The 20,927-nt window shown below is 37.0% G+C and carries 21 protein-coding genes and 1 pseudogene; 2 read left to right on the forward strand and 20 right to left on the reverse strand.

What is annotated here, in order from left to right; translation table 11 throughout:
• Window positions 1–6 precede the first annotated feature (6 nt).
• The 12 genes from tgt to MHH73_RS15930 form a co-directional block, all read right to left on the reverse strand.
• Window positions 7–1,146, reverse strand: coding sequence for a tRNA guanosine(34) transglycosylase Tgt (tgt, locus tag MHH73_RS15875; RefSeq protein WP_191810268.1), 1,140 nt, complete (start codon window positions 1,144–1,146; stop codon window positions 7–9).
• A gap of 30 nt (window positions 1,147–1,176) precedes the next feature.
• On the reverse strand, window positions 1,177–2,205 hold the full coding sequence (queA, locus tag MHH73_RS15880; protein ID WP_191810266.1) for a tRNA preQ1(34) S-adenosylmethionine ribosyltransferase-isomerase QueA: 1,029 nt from the start codon (window positions 2,203–2,205) through the stop codon (window positions 1,177–1,179).
• A 28-nt stretch (window positions 2,206–2,233) separates the two neighbouring features.
• Window positions 2,234–2,416, reverse strand: coding sequence for a DUF2905 domain-containing protein (locus MHH73_RS15885; protein WP_191811326.1), 183 nt, complete (start codon window positions 2,414–2,416; stop codon window positions 2,234–2,236).
• Window positions 2,413–3,429 carry a Holliday junction branch migration DNA helicase RuvB gene (gene ruvB, locus MHH73_RS15890; protein WP_341068004.1) on the reverse strand — a complete coding sequence of 339 codons (1,017 nt, stop codon included), beginning with the start codon at window positions 3,427–3,429 and terminating at the stop codon, window positions 2,413–2,415. Before ruvB ends, MHH73_RS15885 begins: the two co-directional genes overlap by 4 nt.
• Before the next feature lie 34 nt (window positions 3,430–3,463).
• Window positions 3,464–4,063, reverse strand: coding sequence for a Holliday junction branch migration protein RuvA (gene ruvA / locus MHH73_RS15895; protein ID WP_191810261.1), 600 nt, complete (start codon window positions 4,061–4,063; stop codon window positions 3,464–3,466).
• Window positions 4,064–4,245: 182 nt separating this feature from the next.
• Entirely contained in the window at window positions 4,246–4,623 is a 378-nt protein-coding gene (gene mnhG / locus MHH73_RS15900) for a monovalent cation/H(+) antiporter subunit G (protein WP_404826063.1), read from the reverse strand.
• Window positions 4,601–4,885, reverse strand: a complete 285-nt coding sequence (locus tag MHH73_RS15905) for a Na(+)/H(+) antiporter subunit F1 (RefSeq protein ID WP_191810259.1) — start codon at window positions 4,883–4,885, stop codon at window positions 4,601–4,603. Before MHH73_RS15905 ends, mnhG begins: the two co-directional genes overlap by 23 nt.
• Window positions 4,882–5,361 (reverse strand): Na+/H+ antiporter subunit E, encoded by a 480-nt coding sequence (locus MHH73_RS15910; RefSeq protein ID WP_191810257.1) that lies wholly within the window; start codon window positions 5,359–5,361, stop codon window positions 4,882–4,884. Before MHH73_RS15910 ends, MHH73_RS15905 begins: the two co-directional genes overlap by 4 nt.
• 32 nt (window positions 5,362–5,393) lie before the next feature.
• Complete coding sequence (locus MHH73_RS15915; RefSeq protein ID WP_191810254.1) at window positions 5,394–6,881, reverse strand: Na+/H+ antiporter subunit D; 1,488 nt, start codon at window positions 6,879–6,881, stop codon at window positions 5,394–5,396.
• Window positions 6,874–7,212: a Na(+)/H(+) antiporter subunit C gene (locus MHH73_RS15920; protein WP_191810252.1), complete on the reverse strand. Its 339-nt coding sequence runs from the start codon at window positions 7,210–7,212 to the stop codon at window positions 6,874–6,876. Before MHH73_RS15920 ends, MHH73_RS15915 begins: the two co-directional genes overlap by 8 nt.
• A gap of 1 nt (window position 7,213) precedes the next feature.
• Window positions 7,214–7,639 carry a Na(+)/H(+) antiporter subunit B gene (locus tag MHH73_RS15925; protein WP_191810250.1) on the reverse strand — a complete coding sequence of 142 codons (426 nt, stop codon included), beginning with the start codon at window positions 7,637–7,639 and terminating at the stop codon, window positions 7,214–7,216.
• Window positions 7,639–10,053: a Na+/H+ antiporter subunit A gene (locus tag MHH73_RS15930; protein ID WP_341068011.1), complete on the reverse strand. Its 2,415-nt coding sequence runs from the start codon at window positions 10,051–10,053 to the stop codon at window positions 7,639–7,641. The genes MHH73_RS15925 and MHH73_RS15930 overlap by 1 nt, the downstream gene beginning before the upstream one ends.
• 288 nt (window positions 10,054–10,341) lie before the next feature.
• Here MHH73_RS15930 and MHH73_RS15935 point away from each other — a divergent pair, with 288 nt between their 5' ends.
• Window positions 10,342–11,031: a universal stress protein gene (locus MHH73_RS15935; protein WP_191810246.1), complete on the forward strand. Its 690-nt coding sequence runs from the start codon at window positions 10,342–10,344 to the stop codon at window positions 11,029–11,031.
• Between the two features lie 45 nt (window positions 11,032–11,076).
• Here the strand turns inward: MHH73_RS15935 and MHH73_RS15940 are convergent, their stop codons facing one another.
• From MHH73_RS15940 to nadB, 8 genes and pseudogenes are all read right to left on the reverse strand, one after another.
• Complete coding sequence (locus MHH73_RS15940) at window positions 11,077–11,640, reverse strand: tyrosine-type recombinase/integrase (protein WP_191810244.1); 564 nt, start codon at window positions 11,638–11,640, stop codon at window positions 11,077–11,079.
• A 200-nt stretch (window positions 11,641–11,840) separates the two neighbouring features.
• Window positions 11,841–12,362, reverse strand: coding sequence for an intercompartmental signaling factor BofC (locus tag MHH73_RS15945; RefSeq protein ID WP_341068015.1), 522 nt, complete (start codon window positions 12,360–12,362; stop codon window positions 11,841–11,843).
• A 172-nt stretch (window positions 12,363–12,534) separates the two neighbouring features.
• A complete protein-coding gene (locus tag MHH73_RS15950) occupies window positions 12,535–13,164 on the reverse strand; it encodes a YhcN/YlaJ family sporulation lipoprotein (RefSeq protein WP_341068017.1) in 630 nt (209 codons plus the stop codon).
• 84 nt (window positions 13,165–13,248) lie between these two features.
• Complete coding sequence (locus MHH73_RS15955) at window positions 13,249–14,256, reverse strand: phosphotransferase (RefSeq protein ID WP_341068018.1); 1,008 nt, start codon at window positions 14,254–14,256, stop codon at window positions 13,249–13,251.
• Between the two features lie 1,327 nt (window positions 14,257–15,583).
• Window positions 15,584–15,727 (reverse strand): annotated as a pseudogene (gene safA / locus MHH73_RS22490) (SafA/ExsA family spore coat assembly protein); the annotation flags it as partial.
• A gap of 340 nt (window positions 15,728–16,067) precedes the next feature.
• On the reverse strand, window positions 16,068–17,171 hold the full coding sequence (gene nadA, locus MHH73_RS15965; RefSeq protein WP_341068023.1) for a quinolinate synthase NadA: 1,104 nt from the start codon (window positions 17,169–17,171) through the stop codon (window positions 16,068–16,070).
• Window positions 17,158–18,021: a carboxylating nicotinate-nucleotide diphosphorylase gene (gene nadC / locus MHH73_RS15970; protein WP_341068026.1), complete on the reverse strand. Its 864-nt coding sequence runs from the start codon at window positions 18,019–18,021 to the stop codon at window positions 17,158–17,160. Before nadC ends, nadA begins: the two co-directional genes overlap by 14 nt.
• Window positions 17,975–19,543 (reverse strand): L-aspartate oxidase, encoded by a 1,569-nt coding sequence (gene nadB, locus MHH73_RS15975; protein WP_341068029.1) that lies wholly within the window; start codon window positions 19,541–19,543, stop codon window positions 17,975–17,977. Before nadB ends, nadC begins: the two co-directional genes overlap by 47 nt.
• Window positions 19,544–19,759: 216 nt before the next feature.
• Between nadB and MHH73_RS15980 the strand changes: the two genes are divergently transcribed.
• Window positions 19,760–20,884 (forward strand): IscS subfamily cysteine desulfurase, encoded by a 1,125-nt coding sequence (locus MHH73_RS15980; RefSeq protein ID WP_341068032.1) that lies wholly within the window; start codon window positions 19,760–19,762, stop codon window positions 20,882–20,884.
• The last annotated feature ends 43 nt before the right edge of the window (window positions 20,885–20,927 follow it).

Consider the following 20,927-nt stretch of genomic DNA (forward strand, 5'->3'; position numbering starts at 1 on the left):
CAAGTATTAGAAGTTTTTCGCGTTCGGCTTATTAAAGCCATATTTCTCGAAAAATTCTTCTCTAAAGTCACCTAGACGATCCTCTCTGATTGCCTCTCTGACCTTTTCCATTAATTTTAACAGAAAATATAGGTTATGATAAGTTGTAAGCCTTATTCCGAAAGTTTCGTCACATTTTATTAAGTGTCTTATATAGGCACGACTATAATTTCGGCAAGTATAGCAATCGCAATTCTCATCAAGAGGACCAAAGTCACGTGCATACTTCGCATTTTTTACAACTAATCTTCCTTCACTCGTCATCAATGTGCCATTTCTTGCAATCCTCGTTGGTAATACACAATCAAACATATCTACCCCACGAATCGCACCATCAATTAAGGAATCCGGTGAACCGACCCCCATTAAATAACGTGGCTTATGATTAGGTAGCAATGGTGTTGTTTCTTCCAACACTCTATTCATTATATCCTTTGGCTCCCCAACTGATAACCCACCAATTGCATAGCCAGGAAAATCAAGTGAAACAAGGTCTTTCGCACTTTGAGCACGTAAATCACTATATTCGCCACCTTGAACAATCCCAAATAAACCTTGGTCGTTTGGTCGTTCATGTGCTTCTAAACATCTTTCGGCCCACCTAGATGTTCTTTCAACAGATTTTTTCATATATTCATGTGTTGCTGGGAAAGGTGGACATTCATCGAATGCCATCATAATATCCGAGCCCAGTGCGTTTTGTATTTGCATTGCCTTTTCAGGTGAAAGGAATAGTTTATCCCCATTCATATGATTACGGAAATGGACACCCTCTTCTTCAATCTTTCTAAAATCACTTAGACTAAATACTTGGAATCCACCGGAATCAGTTAAAATAGCGCGATCCCAATTCATGAATTGATGTAAGCCTCCCGCTTCCTTCACCAACTCATGTCCAGGTCGTAACCATAGATGATAAGTATTACTTAAAATTATTCCCGCTCCCATATTCACTAGATCTTCAGGTGACATTGTTTTCACCGTTGCTAGTGTACCTACTGGCATGAAAACAGGTGTTTCAAATGAGCCGTGAGGTGTGTGAACACGTCCAAGTCTCGCGCCTGTTTGTTTACATGTTTTTATCAATTCATAACGTATAGCTGTCATGACTTAACTCCTTTTCCATATCAAACTCTTTTATTTAATAAACATTGCATCTCCAAAACTAAAGAAACGATATCTTTCTTCCACTGCTTGTTTATATGCTTCAAGCACATGCTCACGTCCAGCCAATGCACTAATAAGCATAATCAACGTTGATTTTGGCAAGTGGAAATTCGTGATCATGCCATCAATCGCCTTAAATTCATATCCAGGAAAGATAAAGATATCAGTCCAACCACTTGACTCTTCAAAACGTCCATTAAAAGCAGTAGCAATTGTTTCAAGTGTTCTTGTTGAAGTTGTACCAACACTGATGATTTTATTACCTGTTTCCCGAATTTGGTTTAACGTTTGAGCTGTTTCTTTTGTCATTTGATAGAACTCTGCGTGCATTTCATGATGATCGATGTCATCTACATTTACTGGTCTGAACGTACCTAAACCTACATGAAGGGTAATGAAAAGAACCTCAATCCCACGCGCTTTTATTTTTTCTAATAGTTCTTCAGTAAAATGCAAACCAGCTGTAGGAGCTGCTGCAGAGCCATTCTCCCGTGCATAGACTGTTTGATAGCGATCTCTATCCTCTAGTTGTTCTTTAATATAAGGTGGCAAAGGCATCTCACCTAATTGCTCCAATACCTCATAAAAAATCCCTTCATATTTGAACTTGAGAATACGACCTCCGTGGTCACTCTCTTCAACACATACTGCTCTCAGTTGACCATCGCCAAAGATAATTTCCGTGCCTACTTTCACTCGTTTGGCTGGCTTTACAAGTGTTTCCCATTGATCATCTTCAAGCTGTTTTAACAGCAGCACTTCTAATTTTGCTCCCGTTTCTTCTTTCATTCCAAAAAGTCGTGCTGGTAATACTCTTGTATCATTCAATACGAGGGCATCACCTGGCTGTAAATATTCGACAATATGCTTAAACACGTCATGACGGACCGCTCCCGTCTCCTTATCTAATACCATTAATCGGCTACTTGTTCGATCTTTAAGCGGTGTTTGCGCAATTAATTCTTCTGGTAAATTAAAATCAAATAAATCTACTTTCATTTTGTCTCGTCTCCAACTTTTGAATAATTTAACGTGATTTCCCAACAAAATAGACAATTAAGGAAAGGATCACACTAATAATAATTGACGTTACAATTGGGAAATAAACGGTTGTATTCCCTTTTCTAAATACGATATCTCCAGGGAGCTTCCCTAAATTGAAAAAATGCATAAGAAAGCCAATAACAAATAGAACACCACCAATAATCATGAACCATTTTGGCAATTGGATGGCACCTCCATTTGAAAGTGTTCATAAACAAGCTGTGTCACAACCCGGCCCCTTGGTGTCCTTTGCAAGAAACCAATTTGTAATAAATAGGGCTCGTACACATCTTCTATCGTATGTGCTTCTTCTCCAATGGTTGCAGCAATCGTCTCTAATCCTACTGGGCCACCGCGAAAGCGCTCAATCATGCCCCTCAGTAACTTATGATCAATTTGATCTAATCCTAATCGATCGACCTGTAACATCTCTAATGCCTCATTTGCAAACTGTTGGTTTACTGCACCATCCCCTCGTACTTGAGCATAATCCCTAACTCTACGAAGCAAACGGTTCGCAATACGAGGCGTTCCTCTTGAGCGACGAGCAATCTCATCTGCAGCCTCTCTGTCTATTTCTGTATCGAGTATAGCTGCCGTTCGTACAACGATTTCCTTCAGTTGCCCCTCATTATAATATTCCAGCCTACTCATAACCCCAAACCTATCCCTTAAAGGTGCAGATAATGAGCCAGCTCTCGTTGTAGCACCAACTAAAGTAAAAGGAGGAAGATCCAGCCTGACGGAGCGAGCACTTGGGCCTTTTCCGATCACGATATCTAGACAAAAATCCTCCATTGCCGGGTATAATACTTCTTCTATTGCCCTAGGCAAACGATGAATCTCATCTATAAATAATACATCCCCAGGCTCAAGTGAAGTCAAGACAGCCGCTAAATCACCAGGCCGTTCAATGGCTGGCCCTGCTGTTGTCCGAATATTAACGCCCATCTCATTACTAATAATAGATGCTAAAGTCGTTTTTCCAAGGCCTGGTGGTCCGTAAAGAAGAACATGATCCAATGTTTCATTCCGCATTTTCGCTGCTTTGATGAATATGCGCAAATTCTCCTTCACCTGATCTTGGCCGATATACTGTGCTAAGGTTTGTGGACGTAAGCTATATTCAAATGAGGTATCTTGATGATCCGCTTCTCCTGATATAATACGCTCATCCATTTGTTAACCATCCTTCCATGCCTTGCCTTCTTTCTTACTTAAGCAGCTTTTGCAAGGCCAATTTAATATACTGATCGGTAGTTAATGTTTCAGCACTTAAATCTTTCGTTATTTTCTTTAATTCTTTATCAGAATAGCCGAGCGCCTTTAACGCCAGAAGAGCTTCATCTAATTCATGGTTTCGATCACTCTTTATTTGTTTCTCTTCTGTAAATAAGTTCGGTAACAAGTCTGGCACAATATCCACTAATTTTCCTTTTAAATCAAGAATCATCTGCCTAGCCGTTTTTTTGCCTACACCAGGGAATTTCACAAGAAACGCCTCATCTTCATGCTCAATCGCATGGACAACCGCTTCTGGCTGACCTGTAGCAAGAACGGCAAGTGCACCTTTAGGACCAATACCAGTAACATTGAGCAATTTCATAAACAAAGCTTTTTCCTGTCGTGATGTAAAACCATATAGCGACTCAATATCTTCTCTGACATGATGATATGTATAAATCTTCACTTCTTGATCGGTCGTATACCTGAATGGATTGGGTGTAATTACTTGGTAACCAATTCCATTATTATCTACTACAATGTATTCTGGCCCGATGAAGTCAACACGACCAATAATATATTCAAACAAAATTCATTCTCTCCCTCTCTTACATACCTCCCACCATTATACTACAAAATTGTCTTGAAGAAAAAAGGATATCTATTTACTCGACAACTATCAATATTTTTGCCTGTTCACTCATTTAATAGTGAAATGACCAATGCAAATGAACTGCAGCTTTAAAAGATAATTATAAAAGAAAAAACCAGTCATTCAGACTGGTCTGCTTCCCGATCTTTCCCTACCAATACTTTCTTTAACTCATCTTGAACAGTGACATCAGCCATCGGAACTTTTGAGCGATAAGCGGAGCGTGAGATAAGATGCGCTGATACAGGTGCGGTTAAAAAAACAAAGAATATGACTAATATTAACCGAATACTAAAAACACCTTCATGAATAAGAAAAAAGATTAAAGTACCTATAAGCGTAAATAATACACCAATCGTCGAACTCTTTGACGCTGCATGGGATCTTGTATATACATCTGGTAATCGTAAAATCCCAATCGCACTAAGAAAACTAAACAATGTCCCAATTATAATGAGTATTCCTGCTCCTAACTCACTCGTTACGGTCAGATTCAATGACTTTCCCCCTCTCTAGGAAACGTGCAAAGGCTATCGTACCAATAAACGATAAAATCCCTAGTAATAACATGACTGAAAAGAACGCACTTGTCCGCATGAATATAGAAATAATCGCAATCGCCGCAATAATATTTACTCCTATATTATCAAGCGCCTGCACGCGATCCGGAATAGACGGACCTTTAATAAGACGATATACAGCTGCTAAAATAGATAGGACAAGGAAACATAATGCAACTATTAATAAACTCTCAATCATCTTCCTGTCACCCTCTTAATCGACTTTTCGAATCGAACCTTTGACTTCAATAGCGATTCACTCGAAGTTGGGATGTCTAGTCCATGAACATAGAAGGTCTTGTTGTCATTTGAAACCTCAACTACAACCGAACCTGGTGTTAAGCAAAGTAGAAAAGAAAGTAATGCCAATTCGATCTCACCTTCTAATTCTGTTTCAATTGTAAAAATGCCAGGACTAATATCCAACTTTGGTTTAATAACCTGTTTAACAACCTCCATACTAGATGTAAATAATTCATGAATAAACACTAGTAACAGGCTAAGAATGTTCACAAAAGTAATGATATAAAAGTTATCATCAAAAAACCTTCTTATTAAAAAGAGAATAAATATCCCTACTAAATAACCACTAAAAAAAGATAAAAAACTCCATTCATCCTGTAAAAACATCCATAATGCAGCGATGAATAAATTGACGAGAACTTGCATGGCCATACTAACTCACCATCCTTTCAAATAGAATGATATTAATCGCTATATCCTAATAAAACAGCCTCAATATAAGATGACGGATTCATTAAAGATTCTACAGCAATATTCACATAATCATATAACCCTTCAGCCCCTATCCCAAGGCCGATAGTTAGAACAACGAGTGCTACTATCGGAAACATGACGCCCTTTGTACTACTCTTTTCCATGTCTTCTGATAGAATTGTCTCTCCCCAAAAACTATTCATAAATATCTTCATTACCGAAAAGAGTACCATTAAACTCGTTATTAACCCGATTGCACCAAGCCAATAATAGCCAACCTCAAAGGTGCCTTCAGTTATATACACTTTTCCAATAAAGCCGCTCAATGGAGGGATACCCGATATGGAAAGTGCAACGACAAAGAACATCCATCCAAGATAAGGATGTGTTTTTATAAGACCACTTATATCATTCAATTTACTTGTACCTACAAGGGCAATGATCACACCACCAATAAGAAAGATGACCGCTTTTATCACCATATCATGAATTAAATAGTATATGGATCCCGTCAAACCTTCACTTGTATAAGTCGCTAGCCCTGCTAGGATAAAACCAACACCAACGATGACGTTGTACGTTAAGATTTTCTTAATATCATTAAAGGCAATCGCTCCAATGGCGCCAAACAACATGGAGATAGCTGCCATAATACCAATAATCAAATGAGTCACTTCTGGTTGATGATGAAAAATCAACGTAAAGAATCTAAAGATAGCATAAATACCAACCTTCGTTAATAATGCTGCAAAAATTGCTGCTACTGCTGTCGGCGGTGCACTATATGACCCTGGTAACCAGAAGAATAAAAATAAAGCAGCCTTTAAACTAAAGACAAATAAAAACATCATCGCTACAGCGGTAATAATGCCGCTTTGACCTACTTCACTTACACGCTCAGCTAAATGAGCCATATTAATTGTCCCCGTCACTGAATACAAATACGCTACAGCTACTAAGAAGAGAAAAGAAGCAAGAAGATTAATCAAAACATATTTAATGGATTCTCTTAATTGCTTCTTCTCTCCTCCTAAGGTAATAAGGGCATAGGAAGAGATTAACATTACTTCAAAACAAACGAATAAATTAAAAACATCTCCCGTGAGAAAAGAGCCATTCACGCCGGTAATTAAGAAGAGAAACAATGGATAGAAGTAATGCCTTTCTCTATCCTCACCTATAGAGCCAAAAGCAAAAATAAGACAAAATAACCCTACTATACTTGTTGTTAATAATAGCAATCCAGAAAACATGTCAGCTACCATACTGACACCAAATGGCGCTTCCCAGCCACCTAATTGTAATGTTTGAATCCCATCATATTTCACCTGATACATTAAAACGCCAGAAATAACTCCAGTGGCAATAAGGGTTAGTACACTAAAAATTTTATGAAATAATATACGTTGTCTAAATATCACCATCACTAAACCAATAATAAGAGGTACAATGATCGGCATTATAACTAAGTTATTCATTCTCATCACCTCTCATTTCTGCTGTGTTATCGGTTCCTAGTTCTTGATAGGCTCGGTAACTTAACACAAGGAACAAGGCGGTCGTTGCAAAATTGATAACAATAGCAGTCAAAATAAGAGCTTGAGGAAGTGCATCCGTAAAGGTTGTTGTACCTATTCCTAGCAATGGTGGTCCACCACTCTTCAAACCACCCATCGTAAGGATAAGTAAATGGACCCCATGACTGATAATCGACGTTCCTAAAATAATTCTTATCAAGCTCTTCGTTAAAATTAAATACGTACCGATTGTAAACAAAACTCCAACTAGAATCGACATTATCGTTTCCATATTATCGATCCTCACTAATCGTCATAATAATTACCATCGCTGTTCCAATAACAGCTAAAGCTACACCTATATCAAAGAGCACAGCTGTCGCCAATTCCGTTTTCCCGAATATTGGTAAATCGAAATAATCAAAAGCTTGGAATAGGAAAGGCTGATCAAATAAGATTCCTCCCACTCCTGTTAATACTGCTATAAGCACACCAACAGCTGTTAAAACTTTAAAGTCGAACGGAAAGTTCGCTCTAATTGAATTAATATCATATGTTAAAAACAAGAGCGTGAGAGCTGCTGCGAAAGCAAGCCCTCCAATAAATCCGCCTCCTGGATTGTGATGTCCGGCAAAAAACAAGTAAACAGCAAAGGTAAGAATAATGACTACTGCAACATTCGTTACAGCCCTTAAAATAATATCATTAGGCTTTTTCATTATTTCTCCCTCCTTGATAATCGTAATTTAATCATTGTGTATACGCTCAGTGCAGCTATACATAACACAAAAATCTCTAACATCGTATCAATACCTCTGAAATCGACTAATATCGCATTAACGATGTTTTTCGCACCTGCTAATTCATATGAATCCTCATAATAACTAGCAATTGGTTCAAAGATTTGGGTACCATTTGCCGATAACGCGAATACTGTTACCACCGCTCCGACTGCGATTGATATAATTAAATTCAAAGGCTTGAATGGAACCCCTTTCTTTTGCTTCTTTGTTTGCTCTTTAAATTTTGGTAAATGGAAAAAGCAAAGTAAGAATAATGCTGTTGTAACAGTTTCAACAACAAGTTGAGTTAACGCCAAGTCCGGTGCTCTGAAGATAACAAAGAACAGCGAGACCAAATAGCCTAAAACTCCGAGAGAGATGATTGCGGTCAATCTCGATTTTGCTAACAAAACAGTAAATGCCGCTACTAACATAGATAAAATAATCGCCATTTCAAAAATATTAACTGGTGCATCGTTCGTTAAATCAATTGTTATTGAATTCGAAACAATTAATGTTCCACCAATTAATAGAACAAAGAATGTGAATATATAAGCAAGATAATCACGCGTATAACCCGTCATGTATTTATTCGTTATACTTGCAGCAATACGTTGCGACGATTCTAATCCATTATTATAGAGTGCATTGATCGTTAAGTTTTGCGGGTACAGTCGATACACTTTTGTCCACTTCTTTAACGTTAGGTACATGATTGTCCCTATAACAACAACGCCGATTGTCATATATAACTCAGCAGAGAAACCATGCCAAGCCGATATATGGATTTCAAGTACATTCTCTTCCATTAAAGATGGTAGAATAGCTGCTACTGCTGGGACTAACAGTAAATCTGCAATCACATTTGGGAAGAAGAAAATGACAATGACCAATGAAGCAAGAATGATAGGGGCAATTAGCATACCTATTGGAGCTTCATGCGCCTTTTTCTCCAAACGCTCTGGTTTATATTTCCCTCTAAATGTCTTAAAGACAAGAATCATACTGTATATAAAGGTAAATATACTCGCAACCCAAGCGATAATTGGAAACAGTACACCTAATGTTTCCATATTAAATGCATCCATTTCCATTACTTTAACAACAGATGCAAAAAACATTTCCTTACTTAAAAAACCATTAAACGGTGGTAGACCTGCCATGGCAAATGAACCAATTAAGGCAACTGTAAATGTGATAGGCATTACAGTCATTAAACCACCCAGACGTCTAATATCACGCGTACCGGTTTCATGGTCAACGATACCCACTACCATAAATAAGGCACCTTTAAATGTAGAGTGATTAATCATATGGAAAATAGCTGCTGTAATCGCTGCTGCATACATAGCAGCTTCATTTCCGTAACCGAAATAAAGGGCGGCTGATCCAATTCCAAGCAAGCTCATTATCATTCCCAATTGGCTGATAGTGGAATATGCCAGTAAACCTTTTAAATCAATTTGTTTCACAGCGTTGAATGAACCGTACAATAACGTAATTAAACCAACTGCAGAGATTATCCAAAACCATTCCGCTGTACCACCAAATATTGGGGTTAATCTTGCCACTAAATAAATCCCTGCTTTTACCATTGTTGCTGAATGCAAATAAGCACTAATTGGTGTAGGCGCCTCCATTGCATCAGGTAACCAAATACTAAAAGGAAACTGTGCTGATTTTGTAAAAGCACCTAGTAAGATTAATATCATCGCTGGCAAGAATAAATCATGCGCAATGATTGTTTCACTCATAGCAAACATTTCTCTAATGCTATACGTGTCCGTTATCATCGATAGCATAATAAAACCAGATAACATCGCTAAGCCACCAAAAATCGTAATCAACATCGATTTTTGAGCGCCATACCTGGATTTTTCTCTTTCATACCAATAAGCAATTAATAAGAAGGATGAGATACTCGTTAATTCCCAGAAAACGTATAGAACAAGTATGTTATCTGAGAATACAAGTCCTAGCATCGCTCCCATAAAGAGTAGTAAATACACATAAAAATTGTGAAGCGCTTCTTTTTCTTTTGATAAATAATATATCGAATATAAGATAACGAGTGCACCAATACCCGTGATAAGTAAGCCAAAGATTAAACTTAACCCATCTACATACATATCTAAATTAATACCAAATGAGGGAATCCATGGGATCGTTTCGTATATTGTTGCGCCTGAGGCAATCTTAGGAATTAATTGCAGCAAATAAACGAATATAATAATAGGGATAAGAATTACAAACCAACCTGTATGCAATCTTTTATTGAAATATTTATAAAACAATGGGACAAAAATCGCAAAAACAAATGGAATTAAAATCATGATGTGCAATATCGTCAACCGTAGTCCCTCCTCCTGAAATGACTGTGAATGTTAATGACAAAAACTTTTTCAAAAAATGGGGTGACAAACTTATTTTGTCTTATGTTAATTTATCCATTACATTAATGTTTTAATTAGGGGAAAATAATGTTTCTAACTATCTTGCCACATTTCAAAAATGGCAGAATTCATGAAATTTCATTTTTTAATTGACTGTTTCATTCGCATAGGATATAGTCATACATAGTTTATTGATATTAAATGTAAATTTTTATGAATTTCACATCTATTTCGAGGTGACAAAACATGAAAAAAATTAAAGGACGTATGGACGAAAGCATATTAGTTTGCGTCTACTATGGACCAAATGGTGAAAGACTTATTCAGCGTGGATGCAAAATTGCAAACATGATGGATTGCCCTCTATATATTTTAACGATTGACCCTAAGCCTTTTGATGATATGGATGCAGAGAAGTCTCATTATATTACAAAATGGCAGCAATTAGCTGAAATGCACAGTGCTGATGCTTTCATTTTAAAAGATAATGAAAGAAGGCCTGTTTCCAAAGTTATTGCTGATGTCGCTCGCGAAAAAAATATAACACAAATCATTCTTGGGCAAACGGCACAAAGCCGCTGGGAGCAAATTGCAAAAGGGTCTATTATTAACTCTCTATTAAGAGAAGTACCTTTTGTCGACCTGCATATTATTTCAGTATCACGATCATTAAAAGATGAAGAAGGTCATTTTGAAAAAGGTGTTCGTGCTTACCTGATTAAGGATGGGGACCATTATCGACTTACTTTCAAATATTCAAATGATGTAGAATATGAAGGTATATTCTTTAAAGATCTCGGTACCGATTTTAATAATGGTGTGTTTAAGTTTATGAAAGATAAAAAAACACTACAGGTTCAATGTACAGAAGATGTCATAAAAGATTTCAAAAATGTTGATATGGCTCCTGAATTTGACGAGGACGATGAAAAATAATCCGTTCTCTCCTCTTAACGCCTCCAATTATATGGAGGTGTTTTTTTATAAATTGACATCTACTTTGATTAGCTGTTTTTCGCATTTATCAACACCAATATACCTTAATGTTTCAGCAGGAGTATGGTGATTGTATATATTCATTAGAATGGAAATGGCAATTCCCTTCCGATAGGCATGGTAACCAAAAGTTTTTCTTAAAGTATGCGTACCAATTTTCCCTTGTACACCAACCTTTTTTGCTGCTTGGTTAATGATACGGTAAGCTTGTTGCCTCGTAATAGGTTGTTCGTTCTTTTTAGATTTAAATAAATAATCGTTGTCATTTAATTTAAATAACTTCATATAAGAACCTAGTTCTTTCAAAATGCTGTTATTTAAATAAAATGCACGAGATTCACCATTCTTTTCGTCCTTAATATATAAAAATTCTTTTAAGCCTTCTTCCTCCCATAAATCTTTAACCTTTAAAAATAATAAATCACTCACTCTTATCCCTGTATTAATCCCTAAGACAAACAGGAGTACATCCCTTTGTGAATGCAATCTTAATTCTGCTTTAATTTTGTTAATGTCTTCTATATCCTTAATCGGATCCACAAACTCCACAGGATTTCCTCCTAGAAATTTTAATGTAACTTAATTGTATGTTATCAAAAATTAAGTTACATTACAACTTGTAAGTATACGGATTAGCCTATTTATTTATATTTTTAAAATTGCTATCATTCTTTATTTTCCTTACTTTAAAGCAGAATAAACTTTTACTACTTCAAAATAGCGACCCTTTAAAAGGTCGCTACAGTCATTTATAAAGAATAGCCGCTAAAAGATTTTAAAACTTCCATATAATCATTTTTTGACTTAATTGGAATCCCTTGTTTCAATTGTTCACATTTTTTACTTTCAAGCTTTCCTAAATCAATAGAAAAGAACGATTGTATAATTTGCGCCTTTCTTGGTTTGCCATTAAAAATGGTGAGCACACCATCTTCAGAAATGCCAAAATATCCATTTGCTTTTAATAATGGCGAAATATCATTTACTTGTTGCCGAAAAACCATTTCCCCTTTTTTCATATCCATTAATTGCCACTCATCGTATTTTGCCCATAAATCTTCAAAAGACCATATCGTTTCACGCACTCGCTCCTGACTAATTTCTCCATCAATATATTCTCTTTCTAATATAATATCTATTTGTTCTGGTTCAATCTCTGTGTTTGTTAGGGATTCATTTCCATTACTTACAGCTTGGACGCTATTATTATGAATACTAAAGGGAAAAGTGATGAGTAAGATAATTAAGGTTGTAGCACTTAATTTCTTCATTATTGCCCCTCCTTCACCAAGTATATCCAACTCTTCATACTGATATTTTCTCCACTTTTTTCTTCCTTATACGCATAGGCTCCATTGAGCATTTCATAGGACTTGTATCAAACAAAAAAAAATACACGAACAAATTTATTTTACAAATTTGTTCGTGCGTCATTGATATTGATTACTTTGAATAAAAGATTTCATCAATATTCTCATTTATTTTTTCCATAGGGAGACCGGCTTTTATATCATTATCAATGATGGAAAGGCGATAGAATTGACTTTCGTTCGTAATAATTCTCACCTTTCTCTCGCCAACAAAGGATTTTACCTTTGAAAAAACATCTTGTTCAACTTGTTTTACATCCGCATCTTTATTTAGTCTTAAAGCAATTACAATCTTCCCGTCATGCTCTGCTGCTTTCGCTTCTTTTACTTGCTCTACTTGTTCTGCATGACGGATTACTTTTCCGACTAATTCTCCTTCATAGGATTGATAATAGTTAGACCTAGGTTCATGATTATACTCAATATGGCCATTATAATTGACATCTGTTTTGCTGAATTTCCCATCTCTTGTTGTACCCGTTTCATCTCCTAGAGAATGATCCATCCACTCAGTTACTGCACCATCATCATCATTTAATAGCTTTATTTTTGATTTTTGATTATGCTGTTCATTCGTATAATAACCAATCGGTACTGTCCGGTTCTCATGTGTCGTATCACTTGCATGATTATTCGTACCACAGGCAGCTAAACTCATCGACATTACAACAGCAAAAGGGACAAATAAAATCTTCCTTTGCATGCACATACCCCCCACAGGTAATATTAGAGATTTTTCATCTCTTTACTATTTTGCAAAAATCAGGGGAGGTCATACAAATTAGATTTATCCATCTATTCTTTTTTTCAGCTCTTCCACAAATAATTTCCTTTTCTGAAATTGCTCGATGGTTAAAGATAGTAATGGTCGCATTTTCTCTGGAAAAATATAGTTTCTCTCTCGAATACACCTATTCCATTCTCGAAAGACATCAGTTGGAAAAGAGAGAGCATACAGATATTGTTTACTAGTAGTAAGCTCCTTTAATTGAGGAAACTTCTCCAATTCATTTAGTTCCCAATCAAGCGTGGGTAGAATTCTGTTAGCATACTGTAAATAATCCGATTCCTTTTGGCCAATGGATATCAAGTCAAAATCAATTAAAAATAATTGGTTACGATCATCGCGAATCATATTATGATGCGCCACATCACCGTGAAGTACTACTTGATTCGTTTCTAAAGAATCTTCATTTTCCCTCATACCTGTTAAAGACCATTCTGCCCATGCTAAGTATTCTGCCATCATCTCTTTTGGCAAGAAATACTTTACAATACTTTTATTTTTTTTGAATTGCACTGTCCGAATTCTCCATTTTTCTCGCTGATGGTATGGAGGCAGTAATGTGACATAACGATCCTTTAACTTTTTTGAGATATGATGAAATTTCTCAATGAGATCTAACCCTTCTTTACGATCGATTTCTTTTTGATAAGTAAAAGGCTCTTCAGAAGGGGAAATATAAAATAAGCACCCAAAATAAATTCCTTCAAAAAATAACGGTGGATCTTTTGCTAAAGGAAGAAAGGAATAAGTACGAACAAATCCCTCTTTTATTAATGAAGAGGTAAATGTTTCTTGAAGCTTAAACTTATGAAATGAACGAAATCCTTTTAATATAAATGGTTCGTGATCTGTCTCCACTTTAAAAACATTTTGCCTAATTTGTTTGATTTCCCATATGGTCCATGGTATTTGTTTTTGTAAATAGGAGAGGAGACGATTATGTTCATCGTCTCCTTTTATATTATCCTTCGAAGTCGCTGCTTTCTTCATAGCCTCTTGGCATACCAAACGGTTGGGCACCACCCATTGGTGCATAACCAGTTGGGAAACCATGGTGCGGCATCGGACCATAAGGATAGCCAAAACCTTGATTCATCGGTGCTTGATATTGCGGGCCTCCACATCCACAATCTTGCGTACCTGCTACAGTTGGAGGCAATGGCATTTGACTTTGGCTTGGGCTTAACGGTAATTGTTCCCCTGACTCACTCACACCTTGCACCTGCGGATAAAACGGCATTCCACCATGATGCATCATATGATGTGGTGGGCATGGTGGTGGACATGGTGGCGGGCATGGATAGCAAGGTTGCTGCATGGCCGGCATCATGTAAGCCGGTTGTAACGGTAATTGCTGATCATAAGCACCACCCACTTGTGGCGGAAGTTGCGCTTGTTGATCATAAGCACCTCCTACTTGTGGTGGCAGTTGCGCTTGTTGATCATAAGCACCTCCTACTTGTGGTGGCAGTTGTGCTTGTTGATCATAAGCACCTCCTACTTGTGGTGGCAGTTGTGCTTGTTGATCATAAGCACCTCCTACTTGTGGTGGCAGTTGTGCTTGTTGTTGATTTTGATATGGTGCCAAATAGGCAGAACTTTCTTCATGATAATTCGGACTCTCTACACCCGCTACCATACCTTGTTGCTGATAAGGGTTGTAAGCTCCTTGATTTTGGGGATAATAAGGCTGTTGCATTCCAGGCTGGAACATATTTGGGTTATAAGGATACATAAGTTGATCATAACCTCCTTGGATTTGCTCCTTTCCTTTAGGAGAAGGAGCTTTGGCTGACTCAGTCGACTTAGGTAAGATATTGATTGGTTTTTTTGGTAATTGCGGCATAGGTTTCAATGGTTTCTGTTCTTCTACTGGCTTTAATGGCTTTTGCTCCTGTACAGGCTTTAACGGCTTTTGCTCTTGCACTGGTTTTAACGGTTTCTGCTCTTGAACAGGCTTTAATGGCTTTTGCTCTTGCACTGGTTTTAACGGTTTCTGCTCTTGAACAGGCTTTAATGGCTTTTGCTCTTGAACAGGTTTTAGTGGCTTTTGTTCTTGCACAGGCTTTAACGGTTTTTGCTCCTGAACAGGTTTTAATGGTTTTTGTTTTTCAAAATTCATCATATAGTAGTTGTTTATATCGATATCCGGCAGGATTTGTTTAGGCATTTTAGGTTTATACGGTTTTTTTACTTCTTTTTTAACTGCCTCTTTTTTCACTTCTTCTTTCTTCACCTGTTCTTTTGGCATCTCTTTTGGCATTTCTTTTTTAGAGCCTACGTTAATCTTTGTTCCTGATAATGGTGCTTCTTTCTTAACCATTCCTCCCGTGCCTGGTACTTTAATTTTCATACCTGGCATGATCATATCAGGGTTACTTAACTGAGTATTCATCTTTTTAAGCTCTTCAAAATTCACGCCGTACTTCTTCGCAATCTTCCATAGGGTATCACCCTTTTGAACAATATGGATCTTCACGCTGGTTCCCTCCTATACAAAACAAACTTTCATTGATGAGAGCTTTATACCATCAATGATTATAACGAATCGGGATAAAAAGTAGCTGCCTAACACCAATAAATAGGTGCGGGCTCATACCTACTTTTCGACGAGTCCATATATTCTATGAAGGAATGGGCAAATTGCTAATAATCTTCAAAAAAACTTATGCAGAAATCATAAAAATTATGATAAACATTATATGAATGCACCTAAAAAGGAATATTTTAATGAAAATTTCACCGATCCTAAAAATGGTTTACCATCTCATTTTTTTCCATAAAAAAACTACCTAATGAAAGGTAGCCGTATTTCCAATCTATTTTAATACCAACATACGTGCTAAAGCTTTTTTTGCATCTGCTGCGATTTGATCATCAACCTTGATTTGATTGATAGGTTCGCCCTTCTCTAACATTTCTAAATTCCACGCTAAATGCATTAAATCAATCCGATTCATTGTCATACATGGACACATATGTGGATTTAATGAAACGATTTGTTTATCTGGATGTGATTGAATGAGACGGTTTACTAAGTTCATCTCTGTACCAATCGCCCACTGAGACCCTGGCTCACTCTTTTCGATTGCCTGAATAATCGCATTCGTTGAACCATCCATATCGGAACGTTCAACAACTTCTCTTCTACATTCTGGATGAACAATGATTTTCATTTCAGGATAGTTTTTTCTTATATCTTCAATGTTCCTTACTGTAAAATTCTCATGCACCGAGCAATGGCCTTTCCACAAAATTACTTTGACTTGCTCATTTTCTCCATCAAATGCTAATCTATGTTGAATCGGATCCCAGACTGCCATTTCATTTAAAGAAATCCCTAACTTATAAGCTGTATTTCTGCCAAGATGCTGATCCGGCAAAAACAAAATTCGCTCCTTTTGTTGGAGCGCCCACTTCACCACTTCTTCTGCATTAGAAGAAGTAACAGTTGCCCCACCATGTTCACCAACAAATGACTTAATGGCAGCGGTTGAATTTACATAAGTAAGTGGTAAAATTGTTTCCCCAAATCGTTCAGTTAATAGTTCCCATCCTCTTTCTGTTTGATGGATATTAGCCATATCAGCCATGGAACAGCCCGCTCTCATATCTGGTAAATAGACTTTTTGATTTTTTGTTGTTAAGATATCGGCTGTTTCAGCCATAAAATGTACACCGCAAAACACGATAAACTCCGCCTGTGTATTCTCCGCACATAATTGTGCTAATTTTAATGAATCACCTGTGCTATCAGCAAATTGTATCACTTCATCTTTTTGATAATGATGACCTGGAATATATAGCTTTTCTCCAAATCCAATCTTTACTCGCCTCACTATATTTTCTAACTGCTCGTTAGTTAACGAACGATACTTATCTGGTATAATCGTCTGTTTTTCAACTGTGTCAAATAGATTCATGCTGTTTCTCCTCCTCTTTCACAGACATCTTCACACTAATATCGAGTGCGGTAACTGAATGTGTTAAAGTACCAAGCGAGATGTAATCCACGCCTGTTTGCCCATATGCATGAAGTTCTTCTAATTGAATACCTCCTGATGCCTCTGTTACAACACCTTTCGGCACATAAGCAATCCAATCTTTTATTTCATCAGGTGTACGATTATCAAACATAATGACATCTGCACCCGCAGCAATCGCTTCATTTAATTGCGCTAAACTTTCGATTTCGACTTCTATCTTAACCATATGTCCAACTTGTGACTTCACTCTTTCTACTGCTTTCATTATCGAGCCTGCAAAGCTTATGTGATTATCTTTAATCATGACCGCATCATATAATCCGTAGCGATGATTATAACCACGGCCTGTTCGAACTGCATATTTCTCAAGCATCCTTAATCCAGGTGTCGTTTTTCTCGTATCGACAATGCGAGTATGTGTGCTATTTAATAAATCCACCGCTTTTTTTGTTTTCGTAGCAATGCCGCTCATTCGTTGCACTAAATTTAAAATTACACGTTCTCCTTTTAAAAGTGCTGAGATTGGACCATACACTTTTAGCAATACCTCCCCTTGATTAAAACACTCACCTTCCTTTTTAAAGAATTTAAAATGGCATTCATTCGATAATAAGAGAAAGCCTGTAGTTACAACCTCTCTACCGCAAAACACACCTGTATCTTTCGCTAGAAAAGTAATTGAGCCTTTTTCATGTTCTCCAAAGATCAATTCTGTTGTTAAATCTCTTTCTCCAATGTCTTCAATGAAGTAATGCTCTAATTGCTTGCGAAGTTTCACTATATTCATCATGTTCACCTTTCTTTTCATGCTTAATTTCTTTTTTCAACCATTCGTCCACTTCAATAGGAAAGTCTTCACGAAAATGTCCCCCTCTACTTTCAGTCCGTATGAGGGCAGATTTAGTCATGCATCTTGATATTTCCATCATAAAAACGATTTCAATTTCCTCTTGTGATAAAGAATCTAATGATTGCGGGAGATGATAATGATCGAGATAACGTAACTGCTTTTGTAAGTTGGTCTTATTCCTTACTATGCCGACATATTCCATCATCCGTGTTTGAATATCTTCTTTTGCTGGTAATCTTTCTTGGATATTCTCTTTTTTCATTTCAAACCGAAAATTGCTTCTTTCAACAGAGATGTTCTTACTCATATTAATTTGCTGAGCCACTTTTTTACCAAAATACAAACCTTCTAAAAGAGAGTTACTAGCTAAACGATTTGCTCCATGCACACCCGTCCTTGCCACTTCCCCAATTGCATAAAGATGAGCAATACATGTCTCACCAGCATCATTCGTCTTGACCCCACCCATCAGAAAGTGGGCACCAGGCGATACAGGTATTAATTGATCCTCGAGATGAATACCATTGGCTTCACATAATTTACTAATGGTCGGAAATCTAGTAGAAAATTGTGCCACCTGCTGAATATTTACATACACTTTCTTACCTTGCTTCATTGTTTTATAAATTGTTTGAGCAACAATATGCCTTGGTGCTAAATCCTCAAGTGGGTGAATCCCCTTCATTATTGGATATCCTTGCTCATCAACTAAAACGCCACCTTCCCCACGAACAGCTTCAGAAATAAGACCTTTCGCTTCACCATCCACGAATAATAAAGTCGGATGAAATTGAATAAATTCAAGATCCGTTAATATAGCTCCAGCTCGATGCGCAAGAGCTAAACCATCACCAGTAACAACAGAACTATTAGACGTATATTGAAACAACTGACCGCACCCACCAGTTGCTAAAACAACATGTTTGGCGAAAATGATATGGTTTTGGTCTTCTTTTTTTATTTTTACGCCGTAGCAAATTTTACTTTTAACGAGGAGCTCATAAACAAATGCATCAGTTATTACTTCCACATGTTTAGGTAATTGATTAATCATAAAATCAATAAGATGCTTCCCCGTTGCATCGCCACCACTATGCACAATTCTTTTTTTACTATGGGCTCCTTCTAACCCTAGTGATAATTGCCCGTTTGTATTCTCATCAAATGGGAAACCTTGTGCATTTAACTCATGAATTAAATCAGGCGCTTCCTTTGTTAAAGATGCCACAACCTGTTCCTCATTGTGATAGCACCCAGCATCCAATGTATCTTGTAAATGGAGTGCCCAATCATCCTCTTTACTGAGCGAAGCAGCAATTCCTCCTTGTGCTAAATAAGAATTACTCCTTCTCACATCTGACTTTGTGATAATTATCACATGCAAATCACTACGTAATTTTTGTGCTAATTGAAGAGCAGCCAAACCACTCCCAATAATAACCACATCTAAACTCTTCATTATGATCCTCCTGACAGTAAACTATTCAGGTTAAATTAACATATGTCTTGACACCTATATTTACACAGATTTAAACTGATGACAAGAGTTTTATCAATTATTTATTTCCCTTCTTGTAATAATTAAGTAAAAACCTTTACTAGAAATAAATATAGAGGATGATGGATCAGCCATAATCCATCTCCTTCTATCAGAAACGAAGGACTGAGGCCATTTATGATTTACTTAGACTATGCCGCCACTTGCCCCTTATCAAAAGAAGCGGCGGATGCATATGTAAGAACTGCTACTGAATTCTATGGAAACACAGCAAGTTTTCATGATATAGGGAGTCGAGCACATGATTTACTGGAACAATGCCGTTTGACGCTAGCTTCATTTCTACATGTTCCGAGTGATGGCATTTATTTTACGAGTGGAGGGACAGAAAGTAACCTTATTTGTATCCAATCGCTTTTAACATTAAAGAATACAAAAGGACATATTATTACAACTCTAGCAGAGCATTCTTCCATTTCTAATTTTTTAGCCATTCTAGAAAGTAATGGTTATGAAGTCACTTATTTACCATTTGATCATAACGGTCAAATTGATTGTAAACAATTCGCAGCTGCTATTAGGCAAGATACCATTCTTGCTATTATCCAACATGCCAATAGCGAACTTGGTTCAATACAACCAATCGAGGAAATCAGTAGATTATGTAAAATTCATCAAATCTTGCTTCATTGTGATTGTGTCCATTCCTTTGCGAAAGTCGATCTCACTTATGTAAGCCAGGCCGTTGATAGCCTTGCTATATCTGCCCATAAATTTTACGGACCAAAAGGAACAGGTTTTGCTTATATTCATCCAGAACATCCTATTAGTGGCTTACTACCTAATACTTCACATGAAAAAGGATTGAGGCCAGGTACAGTCAATCTACCAGCTATCGTTGCTATGACAATAGCTGCAGATGAAAGCATAAAAACATGGAAACAAACAAGAGCGCATGCACAAAGCCTTCGCCAAGCTTTTATCACTCATTGTGACCATTTTGACTCTATTATTTATGAGGCACCGAAAGATAGACAAATCCCATCTACTATAGGGATGCGCATACCTGGAATTGAAGGACAGTATGTGATGTTAGAAGCGAACCGAAAAGGATATTGCATTGCGACTGGTAGTGCTTGTGCAGCAAACGCGCAAATACCATCCAAGGCCATGTCTGCCATCGGGGTTAGTGGCAAAGAAGCAAAAGAATTTTTCAGAATATCCACTGGAACAGAAAGCTCGAAAGAACAATTAATCGCACTTGCCGAATTTCTAGCTACACTAAAGGAAAACATGGGATAACTTTATTTATTCTGGTTTCTTATGGTAAAATTATTGATTATCG

It is taken from the genome of Cytobacillus sp. FSL K6-0265, from assembly GCF_038003465.1.
GTDB lineage: Bacteria > Bacillota > Bacilli > Bacillales > Cytobacillaceae > Cytobacillus > Cytobacillus stercorigallinarum.